27 protein-coding genes are annotated in these 24,094 nt (G+C 46.7%); 19 read left to right on the forward strand and 8 right to left on the reverse strand.

The window, feature by feature from the left end:
* Positions 1-156: 156 nt before the first annotated feature.
* The 5 genes from BCT11_RS26960 (at position 157) to BCT11_RS26980 (ending at position 5,986) form a co-directional block, all read left to right on the forward strand.
* Positions 157-744, forward strand: coding sequence for an aminodeoxychorismate/anthranilate synthase component II (locus tag BCT11_RS26960; RefSeq protein ID WP_038872003.1), 588 nt, complete (start codon positions 157-159; stop codon positions 742-744).
* A 361-nt stretch (positions 745-1,105) separates the two neighbouring features.
* On the forward strand, positions 1,106-2,317 hold the full coding sequence (locus BCT11_RS26965; RefSeq protein ID WP_038872001.1) for an aspartate aminotransferase family protein: 1,212 nt from the start codon (positions 1,106-1,108) through the stop codon (positions 2,315-2,317).
* A 108-nt stretch (positions 2,318-2,425) separates the two neighbouring features.
* Positions 2,426-3,445 (forward strand): arginine N-succinyltransferase, encoded by a 1,020-nt coding sequence (gene astA / locus BCT11_RS26970; RefSeq protein ID WP_038871998.1) that lies wholly within the window; start codon positions 2,426-2,428, stop codon positions 3,443-3,445.
* A gap of 28 nt (positions 3,446-3,473) precedes the next feature.
* Entirely contained in the window at positions 3,474-4,931 is a 1,458-nt protein-coding gene (gene astD, locus BCT11_RS26975; RefSeq protein ID WP_102389877.1) for a succinylglutamate-semialdehyde dehydrogenase, read from the forward strand.
* A 263-nt stretch (positions 4,932-5,194) separates the two neighbouring features.
* A complete protein-coding gene (locus tag BCT11_RS26980) occupies positions 5,195-5,986 on the forward strand; it encodes a DUF1338 domain-containing protein (RefSeq protein WP_102389879.1) in 792 nt (263 codons plus the stop codon).
* A gap of 217 nt (positions 5,987-6,203) precedes the next feature.
* Here the strand turns inward: BCT11_RS26980 and crp are convergent, their stop codons facing one another.
* The 6 genes from crp to BCT11_RS27010 form a co-directional block, all read right to left on the reverse strand.
* Entirely contained in the window at positions 6,204-6,836 is a 633-nt protein-coding gene (gene crp / locus BCT11_RS26985; RefSeq protein ID WP_005381432.1) for a cAMP-activated global transcriptional regulator CRP, read from the reverse strand.
* 239 nt (positions 6,837-7,075) lie between these two features.
* Entirely contained in the window at positions 7,076-7,945 is an 870-nt protein-coding gene (locus tag BCT11_RS26990) for a phosphoribulokinase (protein WP_005432770.1), read from the reverse strand.
* Between the two features lie 124 nt (positions 7,946-8,069).
* A complete protein-coding gene (locus BCT11_RS26995; RefSeq protein ID WP_038871991.1) occupies positions 8,070-8,282 on the reverse strand; it encodes a YheU family protein in 213 nt (70 codons plus the stop codon).
* Between the two features lie 65 nt (positions 8,283-8,347).
* Positions 8,348-9,355: a hydrolase gene (locus BCT11_RS27000; RefSeq protein WP_038871988.1), complete on the reverse strand. Its 1,008-nt coding sequence runs from the start codon at positions 9,353-9,355 to the stop codon at positions 8,348-8,350.
* Between the two features lie 100 nt (positions 9,356-9,455).
* Positions 9,456-9,935, reverse strand: coding sequence for a TIGR02444 family protein (locus tag BCT11_RS27005; RefSeq protein ID WP_102389880.1), 480 nt, complete (start codon positions 9,933-9,935; stop codon positions 9,456-9,458).
* On the reverse strand, positions 9,932-11,851 hold the full coding sequence (locus BCT11_RS27010) for an ABC transporter ATP-binding protein (RefSeq protein WP_038871983.1): 1,920 nt from the start codon (positions 11,849-11,851) through the stop codon (positions 9,932-9,934). The genes BCT11_RS27005 and BCT11_RS27010 overlap by 4 nt, the downstream gene beginning before the upstream one ends.
* A 177-nt stretch (positions 11,852-12,028) precedes the next feature.
* On the opposite strand from BCT11_RS27010, the gene kefG reads away from it, so the two are divergent.
* From kefG to BCT11_RS27045, 5 genes are all read left to right on the forward strand, one after another.
* Positions 12,029-12,616, forward strand: coding sequence for a glutathione-regulated potassium-efflux system ancillary protein KefG (kefG, locus tag BCT11_RS27020; protein WP_038877278.1), 588 nt, complete (start codon positions 12,029-12,031; stop codon positions 12,614-12,616).
* Entirely contained in the window at positions 12,600-14,396 is a 1,797-nt protein-coding gene (gene kefB / locus BCT11_RS27025) for a glutathione-regulated potassium-efflux system protein KefB (RefSeq protein WP_102389884.1), read from the forward strand. The genes kefG and kefB overlap by 17 nt, the downstream gene beginning before the upstream one ends.
* A gap of 35 nt (positions 14,397-14,431) precedes the next feature.
* Positions 14,432-14,632, forward strand: a complete 201-nt coding sequence (locus tag BCT11_RS27030; protein WP_010443959.1) for a YheV family putative zinc ribbon protein — start codon at positions 14,432-14,434, stop codon at positions 14,630-14,632.
* A gap of 88 nt (positions 14,633-14,720) precedes the next feature.
* Positions 14,721-15,296: a peptidylprolyl isomerase gene (slyD, locus tag BCT11_RS27035; protein WP_038871977.1), complete on the forward strand. Its 576-nt coding sequence runs from the start codon at positions 14,721-14,723 to the stop codon at positions 15,294-15,296.
* A gap of 132 nt (positions 15,297-15,428) precedes the next feature.
* Positions 15,429-16,370 (forward strand): isoaspartyl peptidase/L-asparaginase, encoded by a 942-nt coding sequence (locus tag BCT11_RS27045; protein ID WP_042605520.1) that lies wholly within the window; start codon positions 15,429-15,431, stop codon positions 16,368-16,370.
* Between the two features lie 80 nt (positions 16,371-16,450).
* Here BCT11_RS27045 and BCT11_RS27050 read toward each other — a convergent pair whose 3' ends face one another.
* On the reverse strand, positions 16,451-16,678 hold the full coding sequence (locus BCT11_RS27050) for a SlyX family protein (protein ID WP_005438375.1): 228 nt from the start codon (positions 16,676-16,678) through the stop codon (positions 16,451-16,453).
* Positions 16,675-17,661, reverse strand: coding sequence for a PQQ-binding-like beta-propeller repeat protein (locus BCT11_RS27055; RefSeq protein ID WP_102389885.1), 987 nt, complete (start codon positions 17,659-17,661; stop codon positions 16,675-16,677). The genes BCT11_RS27050 and BCT11_RS27055 overlap by 4 nt, the downstream gene beginning before the upstream one ends.
* 128 nt (positions 17,662-17,789) lie before the next feature.
* Between BCT11_RS27055 and fkpA the strand changes: the two genes are divergently transcribed.
* From fkpA to BCT11_RS27100, 9 genes are all read left to right on the forward strand, one after another.
* Positions 17,790-18,572, forward strand: a complete 783-nt coding sequence (gene fkpA, locus BCT11_RS27060; protein WP_038871973.1) for an FKBP-type peptidyl-prolyl cis-trans isomerase — start codon at positions 17,790-17,792, stop codon at positions 18,570-18,572.
* 144 nt (positions 18,573-18,716) lie between these two features.
* Positions 18,717-19,433 (forward strand): transcriptional regulator, encoded by a 717-nt coding sequence (locus BCT11_RS27065; protein ID WP_038871970.1) that lies wholly within the window; start codon positions 18,717-18,719, stop codon positions 19,431-19,433.
* Positions 19,434-19,435: 2 nt separating this feature from the next.
* Positions 19,436-19,831: a sulfurtransferase complex subunit TusD gene (gene tusD / locus BCT11_RS27070; protein WP_038871966.1), complete on the forward strand. Its 396-nt coding sequence runs from the start codon at positions 19,436-19,438 to the stop codon at positions 19,829-19,831.
* Positions 19,828-20,184: a sulfurtransferase complex subunit TusC gene (gene tusC, locus BCT11_RS27075; protein WP_038871964.1), complete on the forward strand. Its 357-nt coding sequence runs from the start codon at positions 19,828-19,830 to the stop codon at positions 20,182-20,184. Before tusD ends, tusC begins: the two co-directional genes overlap by 4 nt.
* 7 nt (positions 20,185-20,191) lie before the next feature.
* The gene (tusB, locus tag BCT11_RS27080; protein ID WP_038871962.1) at positions 20,192-20,467 is read left to right on the forward strand and encodes a sulfurtransferase complex subunit TusB; all 276 of its coding nucleotides are present in this window, start codon (positions 20,192-20,194) and stop codon (positions 20,465-20,467) included.
* 178 nt (positions 20,468-20,645) lie between these two features.
* Positions 20,646-21,020 carry a 30S ribosomal protein S12 gene (rpsL, locus tag BCT11_RS27085; protein ID WP_004399892.1) on the forward strand — a complete coding sequence of 125 codons (375 nt, stop codon included), beginning with the start codon at positions 20,646-20,648 and terminating at the stop codon, positions 21,018-21,020.
* 100 nt (positions 21,021-21,120) lie between these two features.
* A complete protein-coding gene (rpsG, locus tag BCT11_RS27090) occupies positions 21,121-21,591 on the forward strand; it encodes a 30S ribosomal protein S7 (protein ID WP_005438390.1) in 471 nt (156 codons plus the stop codon).
* 137 nt (positions 21,592-21,728) lie between these two features.
* Entirely contained in the window at positions 21,729-23,828 is a 2,100-nt protein-coding gene (fusA, locus tag BCT11_RS27095) for an elongation factor G (protein WP_102389887.1), read from the forward strand.
* Between the two features lie 155 nt (positions 23,829-23,983).
* A partial coding sequence (locus tag BCT11_RS27100) for a GTP-binding protein (protein WP_133152127.1) occupies positions 23,984-24,094 on the forward strand: 111 nt, incomplete at its 3' end.

Raw genomic sequence — 24,094 nt, forward strand, 5'->3', positions numbered from 1 at the left:
CCTTATCTGATCTACATTGCAGCCTATGCTGGCCTTTTTATTCAGCAAAAACTTGCCTTTCTTGCTTGGTATAGCAAAATACCGCCCTTGATTGTCACGAACGTGGCGATTCACTACGTAAGCATTGCCAAAACGGATTGGAGCAACCGACCTTTTATGTTGTTGATCATCGATAACTACGACTCTTTTACCTACAACCTTTACCAATACTTCTGCGAACTTGGTGCAGACGTAAAGGTGGTGCGTAACGATGAAATCGACATCCAAGGCATTGAGGCGCTCAACCCAACTCATTTGGTGATCTCTCCAGGGCCATGTACTCCTAACGAAGCGGGTATCTCTCTACAAGCCATTGAGCACTTTGCCGGTAAGTTACCTATCTTGGGCGTTTGCCTTGGTCATCAGGCGATTGCACAGGTGTTTGGAGGGGAAGTGGTACGTGCTCGACAAGTGATGCACGGCAAGACATCACCAATTCGTCACAACGGTCGCAGTGTGTTTAAAAACCTTAACAACCCATTGACGGTAACCCGCTACCACTCTCTTGTGGTGAAAAACGGTACGTTACCGAAGGTGTTTGAATTGACTGCGTGGACTGAGTTGCCTGACGGAACCATGGATGAAATCATGGGTTATCAGCATAAAACCCTGCCAATTGATGCAGTACAGTTTCATCCAGAGTCAATTAAGACAGAACAAGGCCACGAACTACTCGCAAACTTTCTTGCGCGTAAAACGATCTGATCGCGATCACTTTTCTTAACAAATTCTTCATATTTTGTGCCTGAGAAGGGGAATGCAAAACTATGCGTTCTGCCAATTAGGTAGGGCCTATTCATTTTTCTCATTTCTTTCTGAACCTTGTCATGCATGGTTTTTATAAAAAATCGCTTCTCTATTTGCGTTTCTTGGTGCATAAATAATCATAGATAGTGAGTATGAGGTGTTACGCTCGCATACGAAAAGAATAAATCACTATTGAAATGGTTAATCAAATGTAAATACAATGCCGTATTAGCTTAAATGCAAAACATTATTTGCTGGCAAAGAGTGCTGGTTAAATTCGCTTATCTGCTAGGCATGCGGTATCAAGAAGGAATGTGCAATGACAACGGAAAACAAAGTAGAGCGCGGTTTATTCGATGAGGTAATGGTACCTTGCTATAACCCGATGGAAATGATTCCTGTAAAAGGTGAAGGTTCACGTATTTGGGATCAGAACGGAAATGAATACATCGACTTTGCTGGTGGTATTGCGGTGAGCTGTCTTGGTCATTGTCACCCAGTTATGGTGAACGCATTGACTGAGCAAGGTAACAAGCTTTGGCATCTAAGTAATGTTATGACTAACGAGCCTGCACTTCGACTGGCGAAGAAGCTAACAGAAGTGAGCTTTGCCGAGCGCGTGTTCTTTGCTAATTCTGGCGCAGAAGCGAACGAAGCAGCACTGAAGCTGGCGCGCCGTTATGCAGCAGACGTTCATGGCACTGAGAAATCTGAAATCATCGCATTCAAACAAGGTTTCCACGGTCGTACTTTCTTCACCGTAACGGTAGGCGGCCAAGCGGCTTACTCTGACGGTTTCGGTCCTAAACCAGGCGACGTAACGCACCTCCCTTACAATGATATCGAAGCGCTGCAAGCACATATGTCTGATCGCACTTGTGCGGTGATGATGGAGCCTCTACAAGGTGAGGGCGGCATCATTCCACCAACACCTGAATTCGCTCAAGCGGTTCGCGAGCTGTGTGACAAGCACAACGCACTACTGATCTTCGATGAAGTTCAAACAGGTAACGGTCGTACTGGTCACTTCTACGCATACCAAGGTCTAGGCATTACACCAGACATTCTAAGCACTGCGAAATCATTAGGCGGCGGTTTCCCTATCGGTGCCATGCTGACGACAGAGAAACTGTCTGAACACATGAAAGTCGGCACGCACGGTTCGACATACGGCGGTAACCCGCTAGCATGTGCCGTTGCCGAAGCGGTCGTTAATGAAGTGACTAAACCAGAAGTACTGGCTGGTGTACTAGAGCGCGAAGCGATGTTCCGTGAGGGGCTAGATAAGATCAACGCGAAATACAACATCTTCTCTGAAGTGCGCGGTAAAGGTCTACTGCTTGGTGCTGCACTGAACGAAGAGTGGCAAGGTCGTGCGCGTGACGTACTGGTTGCTGCGGGTAAACAAGGTCTCATGGTATTGGTTGCGGGTGCCAATGTCGTACGTTTCACACCATCACTCGTTATCACACAACAAGAAATCGAAGAAGGTTTGGCGAAGCTGGACAAAGCGATCGCAACACTGGTCTAAGCGCGGTCCCCATTTATCGTCAACCTAGAAACCCCCATCAAGGATCTCTGATGGGGGTATTGTTCCTACAATATAGTTAGGATCTTCTTGCATCTGGAGGGAGTATTGATGCTAGTAGTTCGCCCTATCGCAATGTCGGATTATGACGCGCTGCACACTTGTGCGGTTGAGTCTGGTCATGGGTTTACATCTCTACCGGTTAACGAAGAACTGTTAACCAATCGAATTAAACATTCAGAGTACAGTTTTGGCAAACCTGACGTGAACGAAGCCGGTGATGAAGGCTACCTAATGGTGGGCTTTGAATCTGAAACTGGTGAAGTCGCAGGTACCACAGGTATTGAAGCTTCAATCGGCTGGGATGTGCCTTTTTATTCTTACCACATCAGTAAAGTGGTGCACTCGTCACCAAAGCTTGGCGTAAACAACGTGGTTAAGCTGCTGACGTTTGGTAACAACTACACGGGTAACAGCGAAATCTGTACCTTGTTCCTACGCGAGAAATTCCGTGGTGGCTTGAACGGGCGTCTGATGTCTAAGTGTCGTTTCTTAATGATGGCAGAGCACCCAGAACGCTTCTCGGAAACTATCTTTGCTGAAATGCGTGGTGTTTCTGATGATCAGGGCAACTCACCATTCTGGCAATGGCTTCAAGAGCATTTCTTCTCTATCGATTTCACGCTTGCGGATTACCTAACCGGTATCGGTAAGAAAGGTTTTATCGCTGATTTGATGCCGAAATTGCCAATCTACATCAACTTGCTAAGCCCAGAAGCACAAGCCGTAATAGGTAAGGTGCACGATAACACGCGTCCTGCTCTGAAGCTGCTTGAGCGCGAAGGTTTTACTAACCGTGGTTACGTCGACATCTTCGATGGTGGCCCAACGGTGGAGTGTGATCTACGCAATATCGAATCGGTACGTCACTCGTTCCGTGCCCAAGTCAAAATCTCTGAGCATACCAGTACTCAAGACTTCTTGATGTGTAACTCATCATTCGAGAACTTCCGTGCTGCAGCTGCAAAAGCGGCTTACGACGCTGAAACGCAAAGCGTTGTATTGGCTCCTGAACTTGCTGATGCGCTTTTGGTTGAGGAAGGGGATTTTGTTCGCCTTCTTCCGCAGTAACTGACGACAGAATTTAAGGATAGAAACAATGACACATTGGATTGCAGGTGAATGGGTACAAGGTCAGGGTGAAGGATTTACGTCTCTGTCGCCTTACAACCAAGAAGTGATCTGGCAAGGCAACGGTGCAACGGCAGAACAAGTGAACCAAGCGGTTTCGGCGGCACGTGAAGCGTTTGTTGATTGGAAGAAGCGCCCATTTGCAGAGCGAGAAGCGATCGTGTTGGCTTTTGCTGAAAAAGTAAAAGAGCACAGCGAAAAAATCGCCGAAGTGATTGCCAAAGAAACCGGTAAGCCGATTTGGGAAACACGCACCGAAGCGGCAGCAATGGCAGGTAAGATTGCGATTTCCATCCGTGCTTACCACGACCGTACGGGTGAAGCTGCACGTGAAGCCGCAGGCAACCAAATTGTATTGCGCCACCGCCCACTGGGTGTGATGGCGGTATTCGGTCCTTATAACTTCCCAGGTCACTTGCCAAATGGTCACATCGTGCCAGCACTACTGGCTGGTAACACTGTTGTCTTTAAACCGTCTGAGCAAACGCCATGGACGGGTGAACTCGCTATGAAGCTGTGGGAAGAGGTCGGTCTACCAAAAGGTGTGATTAACCTAGTCCAAGGTGCGAAAGAAACTGGCATTGCGCTTGCGGATGCGAAAGGCATTGATGGAGTGCTGTTCACCGGTAGTGCAAACACAGGTCATGTTCTGCATCGTCAGTTTGCTGGTCAGCCGGGCAAAATGCTGGCGCTTGAAATGGGTGGCAATAACCCGATGGTTATCTCGGATAACTACGGCGACCTAGATGCGACGGTTTATACCATCATCCAATCGGCTTTCATCAGTGCAGGTCAGCGCTGTACTTGTGCACGTCGTCTTTACATTCCATTTGGCGACAAGGGTGATGCCGTCATTACTAAGCTGGTGGAAGCGACACTCAATATTAGAGTCGGCCAACCATTTGCAGAACCTGCGCCATTTATGGGACCACAGATTTCGGTCGCGGCAGCTAAATTCATTCTGGATGCACAAGCAAACCTACAAGCACTTGGTGGAGAAAGCTTGATTGAAGCGAAAGCAGGCGAAGCGGCATTTGTTTCTCCAGGAATTATTGATGTGACGAACATTGCTGAACTGCCAGATGAAGAGTACTTCGGTCCACTTCTGCAAGTTGTGCGCTACGAAGGGCTAGAGAAAGCGGTAGAACTGGCTAACGATACACGCTTTGGCCTTTCTGCGGGTCTGGTTTCAACCGACGACCAAGAGTGGGAATACTTCGTGGACCACATTCGTGCCGGCATCGTGAACCGCAACCGCCAGCTAACGGGCGCAAGTGGTGATGCACCATTTGGTGGTCCGGGTGCATCGGGCAACCTACGTCCAAGTGCTTACTACGCAGCAGACTACTGTGCGTATCCAATGGCATCAATGGAAGGACAAGAGACGGTCTTGCCTGCCACATTGAGTCCGGGTGTAAGCCTGTAATAGAGAAAAACGAAGCGGTGACAAAGTATCGCCGCTTCTCTCTGCCGGAGCTATTTACCAAGTTAGGATTCTGGTAAGCGCGCTGGCAAACGCCAAAGGCGAGCTTAAGACTCTCCAGTGCGTGTTGACTGACTGGCACTTATGCCACACATACCGTCACAGGTTGATGACCGCTCGTTCGTGATTCTGGACAGCCTCCGGGCTGTGAACGAGCGGTCAACTTCTCTTACCCCTAACTCTACATTGCATAACAAGGAGTCGTTATGACGCCCGATGTGTTATTTGAATCGCTATGGCAAAATTACATTAAACGTCTTTGTCCTTCCGCTGCTAAAGTCCATCAACTTCTTCAAGAAGATGAGCCTCTGATTAATGACCATATTGCTCTACGTACGTTTAATGTCGATCCCCTAGGCATTGAAACGTTAGCGAAGCCATTCTTGGCGGTGGGCTACAAAGCCTGTGGTGACTACGTATTTGAAAGCAAAAAGCTGGTAGCAAAACATTTTGAGCACCCAGATCCAAAACAACCAAAAGTCTTCATCAGTGAGTTGAAAGTGGATGAGTGCTCACCAGAGCTACAAGCCATTGTTCATAAATTGGTAGATCAGGTTGATGCTTCTAAACTGACCGGCAGTGATTTCTTATACGGCGGACGTTTGTGGAACCTCAGCTATACTGACTTCCAAACCTTGGCGAAAGAGAGTGAATACGCTTCTTGGCTTGCTGCGCACGGTTACGGAGCTAACCACTTCACAGTGAGCGTTAATCAACTCAACCAGCATCAAGAAGTGAAGCAAGTGAACGACTACCTACGCACTGCTGGTTTCACCATCAACGAGAATGGCGGTGAAGTAAAAGGCACGCCAGAGGTGCTACTAGAGCAATCATCGACCATGGCAGACAAAGTGCCAGTGAGCTTTACTGAAGGTGTTGAGGTGATTCCTGGTGGCTTCTATGAGTTTGCTAAGCGCTATCCAATGGATAACGGTGAGTTGTACCCAGGATTTGTGGCTGCATCGGCAGATAAGATCTTCGAAAGCACCAACGGCTAAAGAAGAGGCTACGCCCTCTAGATGCCGGAACGCTTCGCTGCGGGAGGTTTTAACTCTCGGAATCTGAGAGGGCTATATCTCGAAGGACGAAGTCCGATCTCGGAACGCAGTGTTCCCAATTCTCGGCTCTTTGTTTTCCGTTCCTGATTCCCAAAAAACAAAAAAGCCACCAAACTTGCATTTGGTGGCTTTTAAATTTTTTAAACGTTAATCGAGATTAACGAGTCCCGTAAACAACGATAGTTTTACCGTGCGCAGAAATTAGGTTCTGCTCTTCTAGCATCTTCAAGATACGACCTACTGTTTCACGAGAACAGCCAACGATTTGGCCGATTTCTTGACGAGTGATCTTGATTTGCATGCCGTCTGGGTGCGTCATCGCATCTGGCTGTTTAGCAAGGTTCAGAAGAGTCTGAGCGATACGACCAGTTACGTCTAGGAACGCTAGGTCACCCACTTTTTGGCTAGTAACTTGTAGACGACGAGCCATTTGCGCAGAAAGACGCATTAGGATGTCTGGGTTAACTTGGATAAGTTGACGGAATTTCTTGAAAGAAATCTCAGCCACTTCACAAGGAGATTTAGCGCGAACCCAAGCTGTACGCTCTTGGTCTTCTTCGAATAGACCAAGTTCACCAATGAAGTCGCCCTGGTTTAGGTAAGAAAGGATCATTTCCTTACCTTCTTCGTCTTTGATAAGAACCGCAACAGAACCTTTAACGATGTAGTACAAAGTTTCTGCTTTTTCGCCCGCGTGAATTAGCGTGCTTTTTGATGGGTACTTATGAATATGACAGTGTGAAAGAAACCACTCTAATGTTGGGTCGGTTTGAGGTTTACCTAGAACCATAATATCTCACTTCCTCTGCAGGGTACGCTTGCGCTATCCATATTTTAGCTAAGCCTGAATTGGCCTACTAGAATAAGAGCACTTTTTATATGCTGCAAGCTCTCTTGTGTTTCGGTTAGAAATAGTATCCTTTTTCGAAAACGATTTCTTGATTTTAATCGTGCCATCATTGAGATTTTGTAAGCAAAACTGTGCACATGATCACGGTATGAAAAGTAAACACTACGATGGCAAGGTTTTTAGCCAATTTTCCCTGTTTCGATAAGTTGCTGCAGAATCGGCCTTACTATGAGCTCCATTGCAAAGCTCATCTTACCGCCCGGTACCACAATAGTATTGTGGCGAGACATGAATGAACCATCAATCATTGCCAGTAAATAAGGAAAGTCGACATTCTTTATGCCGCGAAGGCGTATGACAACAAAACTCTCGTCTAAACTTGGGATGCCTTTGGCATTGAGTGGGTTGGATGTATCCACCGTTGGGACACGCTGAAAGTTGATGTGCGTTCGAGAGAACTGCGGGGTGATGTAGTTTAGGTAGTCATCCATTGAGCGCACGATCGAATCCATGACCGCTTCTCTTGAGTGGCCACGATCGCGCGTGTCACGAACGAACTTTTGAATCCATTCTAAGTTGACGATTGGCACCATGCCAATTAGAAAGTCGACGTGACGTGCCACATTGACATCGCCATCCACCACGCCACCATGCAAGCCTTCGTAGAACAAGACATCACTGTTTTCTGGCAGATCTTGCCAAGGTGTAAAGGTGCCCGGCATTTGGTTATATGGGACCGCTTCATCAAAGGTGTGCAGATAACGGCGCACGCTGCCAGTGCCATCTTCACCAAACTGACGAAAGAACTCTTCTAACCCCGGAAAGTCATTGGCTTGTGGACCAAAGTAACTGATGTGTTTGCCTTGCTCGCGGGCTTTACGGATTTCGACGTCCATTTCTGGACGAGTAAAACGGTGAAAGCTATCGCCTTCGACCCATGCAGGTTTGACGTTCATCATATTGAACATCTTGCGGAAGGCTTCAGATGTGGTGGTGGTACCGGCACCGGATGAACCAGTAACCGCAATGATTGGATGTTTAGCTGACATGACAAACCTTGTCGAAAATTACTTACCTGTAAAGTGCAGCATGCGTATGCTGCACGGTCGATAACCCACTATAGCACGTAACAAGCCCTTGTCATCGAGTGGGATACGGTAAAATGTGAAGGGTCTAAAACTTTGCTTTTAATTGAATATCTACTGTTTCATGTAGCTCAGAAAAGACGATGATTGCTTCACCTTTTTCTAATTGGTATTTGACCTGATCGATTTTACTTTGCAGTGAAACTTCGACCGAGCCATAGTCGGTGCCTTCACGTAGTACGAATTCACGAATCAAATTTTCCAGCGTTTCTGGCGCGATGTCTTGCCAAGGGATGACCATAAATACCTCAAACTTTTATGATGTTTAAGCGCGCCTTGGGTTGGAGTCTGGCGCGCCTAAGTAGTTTACTGTGTTCGTGGCACGGATACAGCAGAAAGGTACTCCGCAGCGATACTTTCGTAATAAGCAGGTAGGGCTTCTTCTAACCAAAACTTTGGTTTGAGAGCGGTTCCCGTAAGAAAACCCACATGTCCCCCATGCTCATAAAGTCGGTAATCGATGTTATCTGGCAACACAAATTTCGGGATCACTTCTTCCGTCATAAACGGATCGTCTTTTGCGTGGATTATCAGCGTCGGTAGAGTGATCTGTTGCAGCTTGCTTAAGCCAGAACATTGATCGTAATAATCTTGTGCGTCTTTAAAGCCATGCAGAGGGGCTGTGATCAAGTCGTCGAACTCATACAAGCGAGTCACACGTTTGATCGAGTTATACGACAGTGCGAGTTCGCCTTGGATTAAGTCATGCTTTTGCAGTGCATTACGCTTTAGTGAAGAGAGTAAGTAACGTCGATAGACCTTCGAGAAGCCTTGCTCAATACGATTGGCACATGCCGCTAAATCAAGCGGTGCAGAGACAATCGTCGCGGCACTCAAGATCGGGTCGCCTTTGTACTTAGCTAAATAGTTCGCCAGCATGTTACCGCCGAGGGAGATCCCTACTGCGATTTTTGGATTGTTGGGGAACTGCTGATTGAGCTGCTCAAGAAAGAAACGAGCATCCGTTACTTCGCCAGAATGATAGGCGCGGGCTTTCTTGTTTGGCTTACCACTGCAACCACGAAAGTGCATCATCACTGAAAGCCAACCCGATTTAGAGAAGGCGTTCATCAAACCGTTCGCATACGGGCTGTAGAAGCAGCCTTCCAAGCCATGAAAGAGGACGAAGATTGGTTTGTTGCGTGCGGCTTCGGAATCTGGCTGCTGGGACCACGCCAAATCGAGGAAGTCACCATCCGGTGTATCGAGTGTTTGCCAAATAGGCGTAAACAGCGCTTTCTTGCGAATAAAGCGCGGTAATAGCGTCTGAAGGTGCGGGTTCTTAATCCCGGCGGCTGCGAAAAATTGTGTCATACCTAACTGCTCTTATATGGTCCTTCAATGTTCGCTGAAGAACTTATTAATATAATCCTTTATAGCTTTAGTATAGATATTTTACTGGTTTATGACTGATTTATGGATGCTGAATTTTTGGAACTGGAAGGGAAAACGCTTGTTGAAGGTGCTCACCACCGAGCTGCCGACAATATCTTAGCGTTAGTGGATCGCCATCGTTACTGACTAATTTTAATGAGTTGACGCAGTCAACGAGGTCGGATTGTTGCTGTTTTTCTAACTGCAGTTCGAACTGTAGTGCTTCGCGATAAAGGGCATCGTTGACTTGCGATTTTAGATGGCGACGTAACTCACGGTAGGAGTGCAGAAGGGTTTCGCTTCGACCAAGGCAACCTTGGACTAAATGCCAGTCCTGTTCTTGGAAAATAACTTGCTGCTCATCGAGCCATCTGAGCAGCAGTAGTAGATTCACATTGCCGTGATAGTTATTTTGCAACGACAAGCACGCTTCCTTCACTTCTCGCACACCATAAAATTGCAGACTGAACTGCCAAAGGTGTTCTAGGTTGAGAGTGTATTCTGCGTGCTCTTTTGTCATTGATTAAACTCTAGCTCCATCTGCTCTAACGTTTCTTGAGCAGACATCCATTCCATCTCTACGTCTTCAAGCTCAGATTTACTCGACGCTTGAAGTGCCAACACTTCGTTAAGTTTAGCCTTGTTTTCTGCTTCATACAGAGAGTTATCCGATAATTGCTCTTCTGCTGATGCCAATGCTTCGCCTAACTTATCCATTTTATTTTCTAACTGTGTCAGGGTTTTGCGAATTGGCGCTGTCTGTTTACGAAATTCTGCGTCACGTCGCTTCTGCTCTTTTTTTGCCGCAGCGCTGTTGTTGTTGTCTTTCTCTGGTTGTGCCGCTTGTGCTTCTTTACGCTCGGCTCTTTGTTGCTCTGTTAGCCACTTGTAGTAGTCATTGAGGTCACCATCAAATGGTGCGACTTGGCGGTCATGTACCAGATACAAGTCGTCCGTTGTTGCGCGCAGCAAGTAACGGTCGTGCGAAACAATGACCATCGCACCTTCAAAGGTTTGCAGTGCCATAGTCAATGCTTGGCGCATGTCCAAATCTAGGTGGTTTGTTGGTTCATCGAGTAGCAATAGGTTGGGTTTTTGCCACACAACTAATGCCAATACTAAACGCGCTTTTTCACCTCCAGAGAACGGTGCGACTTTCTCTAGCGCTTTATCACCTTGGAAGCCAAAGCTACCTAAGTAATCACGCAGTTGTTGTTCAGTTTGGTCTGGTGCAATCTGCATCATGTGTTGTAGCGGCGTTTCTTCTGGGTGCAGTGTTTCTAGTTGGTGCTGTGCGAAGTAACCGATCTTCACGCCTTGTGAGTAAGTGAGATCGCCGCCTTGCGCTTTTAGCTCACCAGACAACAGTTTGATCAAGGTTGATTTACCTGCGCCGTTACGACCAAGTAGACCAATACGACTGCCTGGGACCAGATTCAAGCGGATCTTTTCTAAGATCAGGTTGTCACCGTAACCTGCCGATACCTCATCCATCATCATGATTGGGTTTGGCAAAGCTGCTGGCTCGCGGAATTGAAAGTTAAACGGGTTGTCGAACTGTGCTGGCAGCACTTTTTCCATACGTTCTAGAGCTTTGATGCGGCTTTGTGCTTGGCGGGCTTTAGATGCTTTGTAACGGAAGCGGTCGATGTAGCTCTGCATGTGCGACATCTGTTTCTGTTGCTTCTCGAACATGGCTTGTTGCAACACCATTTTTTGCGCGCGCTGATTTTCAAACGACGAGTAGTTGCCTGTGTATTCGTTTAGCTGCTGGTTTTCGATGTGAATAATACGACCAACAATTGGATCCAAAAAGTCACGGTCGTGCGAGATAAGAACCAATGTGCCTGGATAGTTTTGTAACCAACGTTCCAGCCACATTACTGCATCTAAGTCCAAGTGGTTGGTTGGTTCGTCAAGTAACAGTAGGTCTGAACGACACAATAGCGCTTGAGCCAAGTTGAGGCGCATACGCCAGCCACCTGAGAACTGAGTCAGATTCCAGCTCATTTGTTCTTGGCTAAAGCCCAGACCGTCAAGCAGTTCGGCAGCACGCGCGCGAATACTGTAACCACCAATGGTTTCAATTTTTCCGTGGATCTCTGCAACCAACGTACCGTTGTCTTTTTCTTCGGCAATCATCAGTTGTTGCTCAAGACCGCGAAACTCTCGATCACCATCAATGACGTATTCAATTGCGCTGCGGTCTAGTGCGGGAGTTTCCTGCGCTACCCATGCCAATTCCCAATGTTGCGGTTGACTGAATGAGCCAGCGTCAATCGACAATTCGTCTTTCAGGAGTGCGAATAGAGTCGATTTACCGCAACCGTTTTTACCAACCAGACCCACTTTGTCGCCAGGGTGAATGGTTGCAGAAGCTTGGTCTAAAAGAGGTTTACCGCCACGCAGTAACTGAATATCTGAAAAGGTAATCATAGGGCTTTAGTTCACTTTGCGCAGCGCGCGTTTCTTCGTCATTTGTCTCGCGGTGAATAGTAGGGCTATTGGCGGGAAAAGTCGATCTCTGACCTTTAATTGCATTATGCTATACAAAAAAGTATAACAAACTGATAACGATAATTTTCCCTGAGAAATTAAAACAAGGACGACCATTTGGCTGTTGCAGCGTCTTATCCCCCAAGAGTTCTGGTGATTTATGCTCACCCTGAGCCGCAAAACTCCATTGCCAATCAAGTGATGATAAAAAAAATTCAATCACTTGATCACGTCACTGTGCATGATCTTTATGGTGCGTATCCTGATTTCTTTATTGATGTGAATTACGAACACGACCTGTTGATGACGCACGATGTGATCGTTTTTCATCATCCCCTCTATATGTATTCTTGCCCTGCGCTACTAAAAGAGTGGTTAGATCGCGTGCTAGGTAAAGGGTTTGCGTTTGGTGATGGCTGTGCACTTGAAGGTAAATATTGGCGTAGTGTTATCACCACGGGAGGCAAAGAAGATGCCTTTAGCCCACTTGGGTATAACAAATATCCATTAGAACAGATCTTACAACCTTTCGAGTTAACCGCTGCTCTTTGTCAAATGCACTGGATGGAACCTCTGGTGTTGTACTGGTCACGTAATGTCTCGGATATTGAGCGTTATCAGCATGCGGAACAATATCGTCAATGGCTGAACAACCCTTTGAATGAGTGGGGAGTACAAGGAGGTCATCATGGCGATAACCAGTGAGTTTCTTCAAAGCAGCGTGGTATTCCTTTCTGCTGCCGTCGTAGCAGTGCCGATTGCTCAGCGACTTGGTTTGGGCTCCGTGCTTGGCTACCTGATTGCTGGTGTTTTAATTGGTCCTTGGGGACTGGGTTTGATCAGCGATGTGGATGCGATTCTCCACTTTGCTGAACTTGGGGTGGTGTTGCTGCTGTTCTTAATTGGCTTGGAGTTAAACCCCAAAAAACTATGGCAAATGCGTGGACCAATACTTGGACTTGGGGGGGCTCAAGTCATTGTGACGACTGCCGTGATTGGCAGTATCGTCAGCCTGTTTGGTTTGAGCATGCAAGTGAGCTTAGTGATCGGCATGGGATTAGCACTCTCATCCACCGCGATTGCACTTAAAGTGATAGAAGAGCAAGGACAAGCCGGAACGGAAACCGGACAATCGGGCTTTGCGGTACTGTTATTCCAAGATATTGCTGTAATCCCAATGCTTGCCCTGTTGCCATTACTCGCTGGTGGCACCAGTGGCGGTGATTGGCTGGATGCCTTGTGGGTCTTAGCCTCGGTGATCGGTTTATTGATAGGTGGCCACTTTTTACTGCGCCCTTTATTTCGTTTTGTCGTGATGAGTGGTGTGCGTGAACTTTTCACCGTTGCTGCTCTTTTAGTGGTACTTGGCATTTCTGTCGCTATGCAAAAGCTGGGGCTGTCGATGGCACTCGGTACTTTCTTAGCGGGCGTACTGCTGGCGGAAAGTGAATATCGTCATGAGCTGGAAATCGCGATAGAACCTTTTAAAGGTCTGCTACTTGGCTTGTTCTTTATCGCTGTTGGTATGGCGGTGAACCTAGGGTTATTAGCATTGCAACCGTGGGCGATATTAGGTTCTGTGGTTGCTTTGGTCACCGTGAAAGGCTTGGTGCTCTACGTTCTGGCGCGTACTGCCCGAGTTCGAGCAAAGTCGCGTAGTCGTATGGCGGCGATTTTGAGCCAAGGTGGTGAGTTTGCGTTTGTGATTTTCACCGCGGCAAGCCAAGAAGGGATCTTAACCAAAGAGCAAGTTTCCTTCTTATTGGTTGTGGTGAGTTTGTCGATGGTGACGACGCCGCTGTTGCTCATGGGGCAAAAGAAGTGGTTTGCTCACACGCTCAATCAAGAAGAAGAGAGCGTGACGACCAATGTGGTGGATCGTCGACCGCGTGTGATCATTGCCGGCTTCGGTCGTTTTGGTCAGATTGTTGGGCGCTTGATGTATGCCAACAAGATCAAAGTCACGGTGCTAGAAAGTGATGCGAGCCAAATCCACTTGTTGCGTAAATACGGCTATAAGGTGTTTTACGGTGATGCGACTCAGATTGATTTGTTACGTGCCGCAGGTGCGGATAAAGCTGAAGCCTTAGTGATCTGTACGGATTCACCTGACGAAGTGATGGCGATTGTCGACATTTGTCGTGAGTACTTCCCGAATTTGAAGATCCTTGCGCGTGCACGCAGCCGTGTGGAAGCGTATCAGTTAATGAATCACGGTGTGCAAAACTACTCGCGTGAAACCTTTTTGGGCGCATTAGATCTAGGTCGCCAAGCGCTCGTAGAACTAGGCATGCATCCGTATCAAGCAAAGCGGGCAGAAGCACATTTTCGTAAACTAGATAATGCTATGCTCAAAGACTTATTGCCTCAACATAATGAGGATAAAGAACTTGCTCAACGCTCGAAAGAGGCACGCAAAGAACTAGAAGAAATCTTCGGTCGCGAAATGGAAAGCGATCAACAGTCGCCAAATCATTGGAAGTAGTACCCGCACGGTATTAAGCGGGAAAAGGAACAAAAGTGAAAGCCAAGAAACGTTTTATCGCGGGTGCAAGCTGCCCGCAGTGTAGCCAGCAAGATACGTTGCGCTGGTGGATTGAGAACAATATCGAGTTAGTTGAATGTGTAGATTGTGATTACACCGAGCAGCGTAAACCACAATCTGTAGAAAAAAATAAACACTCAGAACAAGAAATGATCGGGATTTTTAAGCCTGAGTAATTGAACTTCGTTAATTGATCCCCATAATACTACCATCTCGGTACTTAACCCCATTTTGGTTAAGTCAGTTAATCTCCCTGGAGTTAGTATGAAAATTGAAAAGAACGTTGTTGCAAGCCTTGCATACAAAGTAATGATGGAAGACGGTGTTGTTGTTGATCAATCAACAGCTGACGCGCCTCTTGATTACCTACACGGTCACAACAACCTAATCACTGGTCTTGAGAAAGAGCTAGAAGGTAAAGTGGCTGGCGACAAGTTTTCAGTAACAGTAGCTCCTGAAGATGCTTACGGCGATCACAACGACGCTCTAGTACAGCGCGTTCCTGCTGACGTATTCCAAGGTGTTGAGCAAATCGAAGTTGGCATGCGTTTCCTAGCAGACACTGACCAAGGTCCAATCCCTGTAGAAGTGACTGAAGTAGATGGCGACGAAGTTGTTGTAGACGGCAACCACATGCTAGCTGGCCAAACACTAACTTTCGAAGTTGAAGTTATGGCTACTCGTGAAGCAACAGCTGAAGAGATCGAACACGGTCACATCCACCAAGGTGGCGGTTGTTGTGGCGGTCACGACCATGACCACGAAGGCGGCTGCTGCGGTGGCGAAGAAAAAGCTGACGACCACGAATGCTGTGGCGGCGGCGGTTGCGGTTCTCACTAATCGCACGCTCTTCCTCTAGATAGCATTATCTAGAACAAGCTTTGAAAAGCGCAAGTTGAGGTTTCAACTTGCGCTTTTTGTTTATCTGGGGTGTAGTGCAAATCATACAAGGAATAACAGTTGGACAAAGCGATGACGAAACCTTTCTCGATTGCCATTCACGGTGGTGCAGGTACCATTTTGCGGGCACAGATGAGCGATGAACTGCAACAATCCATTTTGACGGATTTAGAAGCTGCGGTGAAAGCGGGTCATCAAATCTTAACAAAAGGTGGTGAAGCCTTAGATGCGGTCGTTGCTGCGGTAAAAGTGCTAGAAGACTCCCCTAATTTCAATGCAGGCAAAGGCTCGGTTCTTACCCATAATGAAATGGTAGAAATGGACGCCTCTGTAATGGATGGTAGAAACCAAGCGGCAGGTGCTGTTGCCGGTGTTCGTCATATTAAGAATCCCATTGAACTCGCTCGTGATGTAATGAAAAACAGCAACCATGTGCTGTTAGTTGGCGAGGGCGCTGAGAAATTTGCTTTCGAACAAGGCCACGAGTACACCGAGCAAGATTACTTCTTCACTGATCGTCGCTATGAACAACTGATTTCTATGCGCGAGAAAGGCTTGTTTGCTCTTTCCGAGTCCCGTTACCCAGATGACCGTAAACACGGTACGGTTGGTGCGGTTGCATTGGACCAACAAGGCAACTTAGCGGCAGCAACCAGCACTGGCGGTGTGACCAACAAGAAATACGGTCGTGTGGGAGATTCCGCTCTGATTGGGTGCGGCACGGTGGCAGAGAATGGTGTTGTTGCGGTTTCCACTACAGGTGTCGGCGAGTTCTTTATCCGTAAACGAGTGGCGGAAGATGTCGCAGCGCGCATGCGTTATTTGCAAGAAAACGTCCACACGGCTTGTGAACATATCATCCAAGGTGAACTTAAAGAGATGGGCGGAGAGGGCGGTCTAATTGCCATCGATGCACAAGGTGAGTTGCACTTTGCGATGAACAGTTCTGGTATGTATCGAGCAGGGATCAACACTCAAGGTGAGTTGAGCGTAAACATTTACTCTGACGAGTAGCGATTCGCTTTCTCAAAGACAACAAAGCCCAGATAAGAGTCTGGGCTTTGTGTTATTTACTGCACTAGGATTCGGATGAATCAGTAGTGCGGTGGTGGTGTTTCTTCTGATGGATCGGCCAAATTCGACGAATCCATATTCTTCACTTTACCTACCACGTATTTCATCTGATCGAGCATCTTGGTGATTTGCAGTTGCTGCTGTGACAAGGCACCGTTCAGATCTTCAATCGTCTGTTCTTGGAACGCAAGCTGACACTCTAAGTCATTAATGCGAGCTTCCAATTGCTGAATAAGTTTTTCTGTCATGATCCGTTCTCTAGCTGCCAAGCTTGGGCAATGCCCGCAGAAGTGGCAGTAATTATACGTTGCTTGGAATCAAAGGCTGCATCATACACGACCGCGCGAGGAGGGCGAGTATCTTTTTTCGGCTCGACTTCAAATCTATCCACTCGTTTACCTGTGTGAGTATCCCAAACCATCACGCGTCCTGAAGGCGTTCCTGTAACTAATAAGCTGCCATCGTCTGAGAATCTAGCCGTGGAGAATATCAACTGACGAGACCAACTGCTTAGCTGTGTCACTTCTTCTCCAGTTTCTAAGTCCCAGATGATGGCTTGATTACCGCCATCGGACGTCATGGCCAGTGTCCCATCACGTTGAAGCGCGACTCTTACCACGCGTTGCTCGTGTTCAAAGCTGCGCAGTACTTGGCCTGTTTCGGTATCCCATAAGTAAGCTTTGTAATCATTTCCACCCGTTAGAGCGAAACGCCCGTTGGGCGAGATAGCGACAGAATTGACTTTTTCTTGGTGTGCAAGGAACTCTAGCCTACGACCAGTGACTAAGTTGACGTGAATCGCTTTACCGTTGGACAGGCCAAGCAACACTTGTTCTCCGTTGCTGGTGATATCAACGTCTCGAATTAGCGCGTCATCGATAGACCAAAGTCCTTCGGCTTGAGTCCATCCGAGATCCCATACTGCGAAGTTCATTTGGCTTGCAGTGACGGCATAGCGGCCATTGTCCGAAATGCGAATATGGGAGACCACATTCGAAGCTTGATCGAGTTCACCCAGCTTTGCGAGTTGTTTGTTTTGCTCCAAATCCCAAAGAACCAACTGGTGCTCTTTGGAGTACAGCAGTGCAAATCGGCCATCTCGACTGAGCGCAAAGCTGGTGGAACCTTGTGGTTCGAGTGACCAACGTTGAACGTCATGATCGGTAAAAAAGCATCCATTTAACGTGGTGATGACAATTAAATATAGGAATAAATGAGAAATTCTTTGCATCACATCTAATAATCCGGTTTGTGTCTTAAGACATATAGCTAGTATATTGGTATAACGATTGTCTTCACTAGTCTCATCGAAGATTTGTGCACAACAACCAGTGGCTAAGCCATTATTGGGAGAATTTAATGAAATCAGTTTTAAAAGTGTCGCTACTTGCTGCAACAGTAATGCTAGCGGTAGGTTGTCAAAAAGAAGAAACAAAACCAGAAGCAGCACCTCAAGCAGAACAAGTTCAAGCAGAAACTGGTAAAGCAGTTCACTTTAAAACCGACGATGACAAAGCGGCGTACGCGATCGGTGTTTCATTTGCTAACTACCTGAGCACGAGTATCGATAAGCCAAGCGAAATCGGTATCGACCTAAACAAAGACCTAGTTCTTAAAGGTATCGAAGACGTATTCAAAGACAAAGCTGCGCTAAACGAGGAAGAAACTCGTGCTGCTCTAGAGTCTCTAGATAAGCGTGTTGCTGAGAAGATGCAAAAGCAAGCCGCTGAAAAAGCGGCTGAAGCGAAGAAAGCAGGTGATGACTTCCGTGCTGAGTTCGAAAAGCAAGAAGGCGTAGTTAAGACAGATTCTGGCCTACTTTACCAAGTAATCACGCCTGCTGAAGGTGAGAAGCCAAAAGACACTGATACGGTTCAAGTACACTACAAAGGTACTCTGATCGACGGTACTCAGTTCGACAGTTCTTACGATCGTGGTGAGCCAGCAACGTTCCCACTAAACCGCGTTATCCCTGGTTGGACTGAAGGTGTTCAGCTAATGCCTGTAGGCTCTAAGTTCAAATTTGTTATCCCGCCAGAGCTAGCATACGGTGATCAAGACACACCAAGCATCCCAGCTAACTCAACGCTTGTATTCGAAGTTGAACTACTAAAAGTTGAGAACGATCAAGCTGCTAAGTAATAACAGACAGCGATAACTCGATGAAAAAAGGCCCGTTTTACGGGCCTTTTTTGTTCTAGGTCACTAGTTGATGAGTTTGCTAGGTTGCCTTTCAAATTTTCTGATAAACTTACACCAATTTGTTGATTTTTCGCTCGGAGGCTTATGACAACTACAGAAACAATAAATGCGGAGATGTTGCTCGAAATGGAATCTGTCAACGTGATGCCATTTTCTGAGCACGATAAAATCATCTTGAGATCTTACGAAGCGGTCGTGGACGGCATCGCCAGTTTGATTGGTCCCTTTTGTGAGATCGTTCTTCACTCTCTTGAAGATCTCAATACCTCTGCAATCAAAATCGCCAATGGTGAAAACACTGGCCGTCAAGTCGGTTCTCCGATTACCGACTTAGCGTTAAAGATGTTGAAAGACATTGAAGGCTCTGAACGTAACTTCTCACGTTCGTACTTCACCCGTGCAAAAGGTGGTGTACTCATGAAGTCGATCACCGTTGCTATTCGCAATGGTGAAAACCGAGTGATTGGCCTGCTTTGTATTAATGTCAACCTTGATGCGCCGTTCTCTCAAGTGCTGCAATCTTTTATGCCGACACAAGAAGCAAAAGAGGCGGCGTCTTCAGTAAACTTCGCCAGCGATGTTGAAGAACTTGTCGATCAAACCGTTGAGCGCACGATTGAAGAAATCAATGCAGACAAATCGGTATCGAACAATACGAAAAACCGTCAGATCGTCATGGAATTGTACGATAAAGGTATCTTCGATATTAAAGACGCCATCAACCGCGTTGCCGATCGTCTAAACATTTCTAAGCATACGGTTTACCTTTATATTCGTCAGCGTAAAACTGAGGACGAATAAGCGTGAGTGGATTAACTTACACGCTAGTGGTGAACGGTCCGGTTTACGGCAGCCAATCGGCACGCAGTGCATACCAATTTGCTAAAGCAGTCATTGAACAAGGGCACACTCTAGTGAGTGTGTTCTTTTATCAAGACGGCGTCACCAATGGTACAGCTCTGAGCGTGCCCGCCAATGATGAGTTTGACCTAGCTAAAGCATGGCAATCACTCGCACAGCAACACGATGTTCGTTTGGAAACGTGTGTGGCAGCGGCTTTACGTCGCGGTATCATCAGCGAAGATGAAGCCAATCAACATGGTCTTGAGCAGAACAACCTAGCGACAGGGTTCGAACAAGCCGGTTTGGGCAGCTTAGCCGAAGCTATGTTAACGCAAGATAGAGTGGTGCAGTTTTGAGTCAGTTAACTTACCTATTTCGTAGCGCACCTCATGGTAGTAATGCGGGGCGTGAAGGTGTAGATGCGCTGCTAGCGGCGTCGGCGTACTGTGAAGACATCACCGTCTTATTTGTTGGTGATGGTGTCTACCAGTTACTGCTTGGACAGGAGCCAAATGGCATCTTAAGCAAAGACTACGCACCAATGCTAAAGCTGTTCGACTTGTACGATATTGAGCAAGTGTTTGTTTGTGCTGATTCGCTTGCCGAGCGTGGCTTGGCTCAAGCCGATTTAGTCATTGATGCCGAGTCTCTAAATACCGAGCAACTCAAAGCTAAACTGCAACAAGCTAGCAAACTGCTGTCATTCTGAGGAAGCCATGTTACATATCATCAAATCCGTAGCAGCATTAGACGATGCAATGGCACTGTACAGTGAGCAAGATGATGTCTTGCTGATTGAAGAGGCGGTTTATGCCGCTAACCCTCAACATAAAGCATTTACAAAGGTAAAAGGCCCCGCTGTGTTTGCTTTACAGAGTGATATCGAAGCTCGCGGAATCACCAATCGTATAAGCCCGTCTATTACCGTTATAAACTATTCAGGTTTTGTCGAACTCACGACAAAACAGGCGAAATCTCTGACTTGGGATTAGCCCTTTATTCCTGTCGATTGAGCTTTACGGACGAATTACCCTAATTGAACAAAAAAGATCCGTATATTTCTTGACACACCTCTCACTGCTGCATAGAATTTTGCGTCCCTAACTGCCAAGAGTCGTTAGGGATAGATTTTTCACAAAGCTTACTTTCAAGTAAATCAGGAGCTAGTTAATGGCAACTATTAACCAGTTGGTACGTAAGCCACGTGCAAAGCAAGTTGTTAAAAGCAACGTGCCTGCACTAGAAGCGTGCCCACAAAAACGTGGTGTATGTACTCGTGTTTACACAACTACACCTAAAAAACCTAACTCAGCACTTCGTAAAGTTTGTCGTGTACGTCTGACAAACGGCTTCGAAGTTACATCGTACATCGGCGGTGAAGGTCACAACCTTCAAGAGCACAGTGTTGTACTAATCCGTGGCGGTCGTGTAAAAGACCTTCCGGGTGTACGTTACCACACTGTTCGCGGTGCACTTGACTGTGCTGGCGTTAACGACCGTAAACAAGGTCGTTCTAAGTACGGTGTGAAGCGTCCTAAGTCTTAATGGATTCCGTTAAGTAAGGCCAAACACTAAATTATTTTTAATTTTTTGAAAAAACTGAAAAGTTTTGGATAAAACCTGAAGAAGACAACGGAGAAAATCCATGCCACGTCGTCGCGTCATTGGTCAGCGTAAGATCCTTCCAGATCCAAAGTTCAAATCTGAACTGCTGGCAAAATTCGTTAACATCCTAATGGTTGACGGTAAAAAATCTACTGCAGAGAAAATTGTTTACACTGCACTAGATTCTATGGCTGAAAAGTCTGGTAAAGACCACTTAGCTATTTTTGAAGAAGCTCTTGAAAATGTTCGCCCAGCGGTAGAAGTTAAATCTCGCCGTGTAGGTGGTTCAACTTACCAAGTACCTGTAGAAGTTCGTCCGGTTCGCCGTAACGCACTTGCTATGCGTTGGTTGGTTGAAGCTGCGCGTAAGCGTGGTGAAAAATCTATGGCTCAACGCCTAGCTGCTGAAATGCTAGACGCGTCTGAGAACAAAGGTACTGCGGTTAAGAAACGTGAAGACGTTCACCGCATGGCTGACGCAAACAAAGCGTTCGCACATTACCGTTGGTAATACCTTTTCAGTGCTGCAAGGTTCCTTGCAGCACTTCTTTAGTTCCTATGCCTATGCTAGGAACTATTGCTATATCTAGGGGATAGCATTTTTAGCTATAGCAATAGTCCCTATCTCTAAGTTAAGAGGATTCAATCGTGGCTCGCAAAACTCCTATTGAGCGCTACCGTAATATCGGTATCTGTGCTCACGTAGATGCTGGTAAAACAACCACTACTGAACGTATTTTGTTCTACACTGGTCTGTCTCATAAAATCGGTGAAGTTCACGATGGCGCAGCAACCATGGACTGGATGGAGCAGGAGCAGGAACGTGGTATCACTATCACTTCTGCTGCAACTACTACTTTCTGGCGTGGTATGGAAGCACAATTCCAAGAGCACCGCGTAAATATCATTGATACCCCTGGACACGTTGACTTTACTATCGAAGTAGAGCGTTCTCTGCGCGTACTTGATGGTGCAGTTGTTGTGTTCTGTGGTTCATCTGGTGTTGAACCTCAGTCTGAAACTGTATGGCGTCAAGCTGACAAGTACCACGTTCCACGTATGGTATTTGTAAACAAGATGGACCGTGCAGGTGCAGACTTCCTACGCGTTGTGGACCAAATTAAAAACCGTCTTGGTGCGAATCCTGTTCCAATCCAACTGAACGTTGGTGCAGAAGATGATTTCCGTGGTGTTATCGACCTTATCAAGATGAAAATGATCAACTGGAATGAAGCCGACCAAGGCATGTCGTTCACATACGACGAAATTCCAGCAGACATGCAAGAGCTTGCTGAAGAATGGCGCAACAACCTAGTTGAAGCGGCAGCGGAAGCAACTGAAGAGCTAATGGACAAGTACCTTGAAGAGGGTGAACTGTCTGAAGCTGAGATCAAACAAGCTCTACGTACTCGTACACTAAACAACGAAATCGTACTGGCTACTTGTGGTAGTGCGTTCAAAAACAAAGGTGTTCAAGCAGTACTAGACGCAGTGATCGAATTCTTGCCGTCGCCAGTTGATGTTCCTGCAATTAAAGGCATCGACGAAAGAGAGAACGAAGTTGAGCGTCACGCAGACGACAACGAACCGTTCTCAGCACTAGCATTCAAGATCGCGACTGACCCATTCGTGGGCACGCTAACTTTCATGCGCGTTTACTCAGGTGTTGTGAACTCAGGTGATGCAGTTTACAACTCAGTAAAAGACAAGAAAGAGCGTTTCGGTCGTATCGTACAGATGCATGCGAACAAGCGTGAAGAAGTTAAAGAAGTTCGCGCTGGTGATATCGCAGCTGCTATCGGTCTGAAAGACGTTACAACAGGTGACACGCTATGTGACCAGAACCACAAAGTGATTCTAGAGCGCATGGAGTTCCCTGATCCGGTAATTCAGATCGCGGTAGAGCCTCGCTCTGTTGCCGATCAAGAGAAGATGGGTATTGCACTAGGTAAACTAGCGGCAGAAGATCCATCATTCCGCGTAGAAACGGACGACGAAACAGGTCAGATACTGATCTCTGGTATGGGTGAGCTTCACCTAGATATTATCGTTGATCGTATGAAACGTGAATTCAGCGTTGACTGTAATGTTGGTAAACCTCAGGTTGCGTACCGTGAAACAATCCGTGGCAACGCGGAAGTTGAAGGTAAATTTGTACGTCAATCTGGTGGTCGTGGTCAGTATGGTCACGTATGGATCAAACTGGAGCCATCTGAACCTGGCGAAGGTTTTGTCTTTGTTGACGAAATTGTGGGTGGTGTTGTTCCTAAGGAATACATCAACTCGGTAGCGAAAGGTATCGAAGAGCAAATGAACAGCGGTGTTCTAGCGGGTTATCCTGTATTAGATATTAAAGCCACTCTGTTTGATGGTTCTTACCACGATGTTGACTCTAACGAGATGGCGTTTAAGATCGCTGGCTCGATGGCATTCAAGAAGGGTTCATTAGAAGCACAGCCTGTTCTTCTTGAGCCAATGATGAATGTTGAAGTAACTACTCCTGAAGATTGGATGGGTGATGTTGTTGGTGACCTTAACCGCCGTCGCGGTATGATCGAAGGTATGGACGATGGTGTGGCTGGTATTAAGATCATCCGCGCTCAAGTACCACTATCTGAGATGTTTGGTTACGCAACGGACCTACGTTCTGCAACTCAAGGCCGTGCGTCTTACTCTATGGAGTTTAACGAGTACGCTGAAGTACCGAAAAACTTCGCAGATAAAATCATTGCAGACCGTGGTTACTAATTAAAACGCTTTGAGCTGAAAAAAAGTCCAGCTTTTTTTAAAGATCAATGCGTCCAAATATTGCGCTAACAGGCGTTGGCGCATAAAATAACAATTTCTGGCGCGTCGGGATCAATAATGATCACGGCGAATCATAACTAGGAAGGAACACGATTGTGTCTAAAGAAAAATTTGAACGTGTAAAACCGCACGTAAACGTTGGTACTATCGGCCACGTTGACCACGGTAAAACAACTCTAACTGCAGCTATCTGTACAACACTTGCT

The sequence above is a fragment of the Vibrio sp. 10N.222.52.B12 genome (assembly GCF_002875385.1).
Lineage (GTDB): Bacteria > Pseudomonadota > Gammaproteobacteria > Enterobacterales > Vibrionaceae > Vibrio > Vibrio jasicida.

Bases quoted from the DNA above. Each gene is read 5' to 3' on its own strand.
- BCT11_RS26960 (WP_038872003.1), top strand. From the start codon at position 157: ATGTTGTTGATCATCGATAACTACGACTCTTTTACCTACAACCTTTAC.
- BCT11_RS26965 (WP_038872001.1), top strand. From the start codon at position 1,106: ATGACAACGGAAAACAAAGTAGAGCGCGGTTTATTCGATGAGGTAATG.
- astA (WP_038871998.1), top strand. From the start codon at position 2,426: ATGCTAGTAGTTCGCCCTATCGCAATGTCGGATTATGACGCGCTGCAC.
- astD (WP_102389877.1), top strand. From the start codon at position 3,474: ATGACACATTGGATTGCAGGTGAATGGGTACAAGGTCAGGGTGAAGGA.
- BCT11_RS26980 (WP_102389879.1), top strand. From the start codon at position 5,195: ATGACGCCCGATGTGTTATTTGAATCGCTATGGCAAAATTACATTAAA.
- crp (WP_005381432.1), bottom strand. From the start codon at position 6,836: ATGGTTCTAGGTAAACCTCAAACCGACCCAACATTAGAGTGGTTTCTT.
- BCT11_RS26990 (WP_005432770.1), bottom strand. From the start codon at position 7,945: ATGTCAGCTAAACATCCAATCATTGCGGTTACTGGTTCATCCGGTGCC.
- BCT11_RS26995 (WP_038871991.1), bottom strand. From the start codon at position 8,282: ATGGTCATCCCTTGGCAAGACATCGCGCCAGAAACGCTGGAAAATTTG.
- BCT11_RS27000 (WP_038871988.1), bottom strand. From the start codon at position 9,355: ATGACACAATTTTTCGCAGCCGCCGGGATTAAGAACCCGCACCTTCAG.
- BCT11_RS27005 (WP_102389880.1), bottom strand. From the start codon at position 9,935: ATGACAAAAGAGCACGCAGAATACACTCTCAACCTAGAACACCTTTGG.
- BCT11_RS27010 (WP_038871983.1), bottom strand. From the start codon at position 11,851: ATGATTACCTTTTCAGATATTCAGTTACTGCGTGGCGGTAAACCTCTT.
- kefB (WP_102389884.1), top strand. From the start codon at position 12,600: ATGGCGATAACCAGTGAGTTTCTTCAAAGCAGCGTGGTATTCCTTTCT.
- slyD (WP_038871977.1), top strand. From the start codon at position 14,721: ATGAAAATTGAAAAGAACGTTGTTGCAAGCCTTGCATACAAAGTAATG.
- BCT11_RS27045 (WP_042605520.1), top strand. From the start codon at position 15,429: ATGACGAAACCTTTCTCGATTGCCATTCACGGTGGTGCAGGTACCATT.
- BCT11_RS27050 (WP_005438375.1), bottom strand. From the start codon at position 16,678: ATGACAGAAAAACTTATTCAGCAATTGGAAGCTCGCATTAATGACTTA.
- BCT11_RS27055 (WP_102389885.1), bottom strand. From the start codon at position 17,661: ATGCAAAGAATTTCTCATTTATTCCTATATTTAATTGTCATCACCACG.
- fkpA (WP_038871973.1), top strand. From the start codon at position 17,790: ATGAAATCAGTTTTAAAAGTGTCGCTACTTGCTGCAACAGTAATGCTA.
- BCT11_RS27065 (WP_038871970.1), top strand. From the start codon at position 18,717: ATGACAACTACAGAAACAATAAATGCGGAGATGTTGCTCGAAATGGAA.
- tusB (WP_038871962.1), top strand. From the start codon at position 20,192: ATGTTACATATCATCAAATCCGTAGCAGCATTAGACGATGCAATGGCA.
- rpsL (WP_004399892.1), top strand. From the start codon at position 20,646: ATGGCAACTATTAACCAGTTGGTACGTAAGCCACGTGCAAAGCAAGTT.
- rpsG (WP_005438390.1), top strand. From the start codon at position 21,121: ATGCCACGTCGTCGCGTCATTGGTCAGCGTAAGATCCTTCCAGATCCA.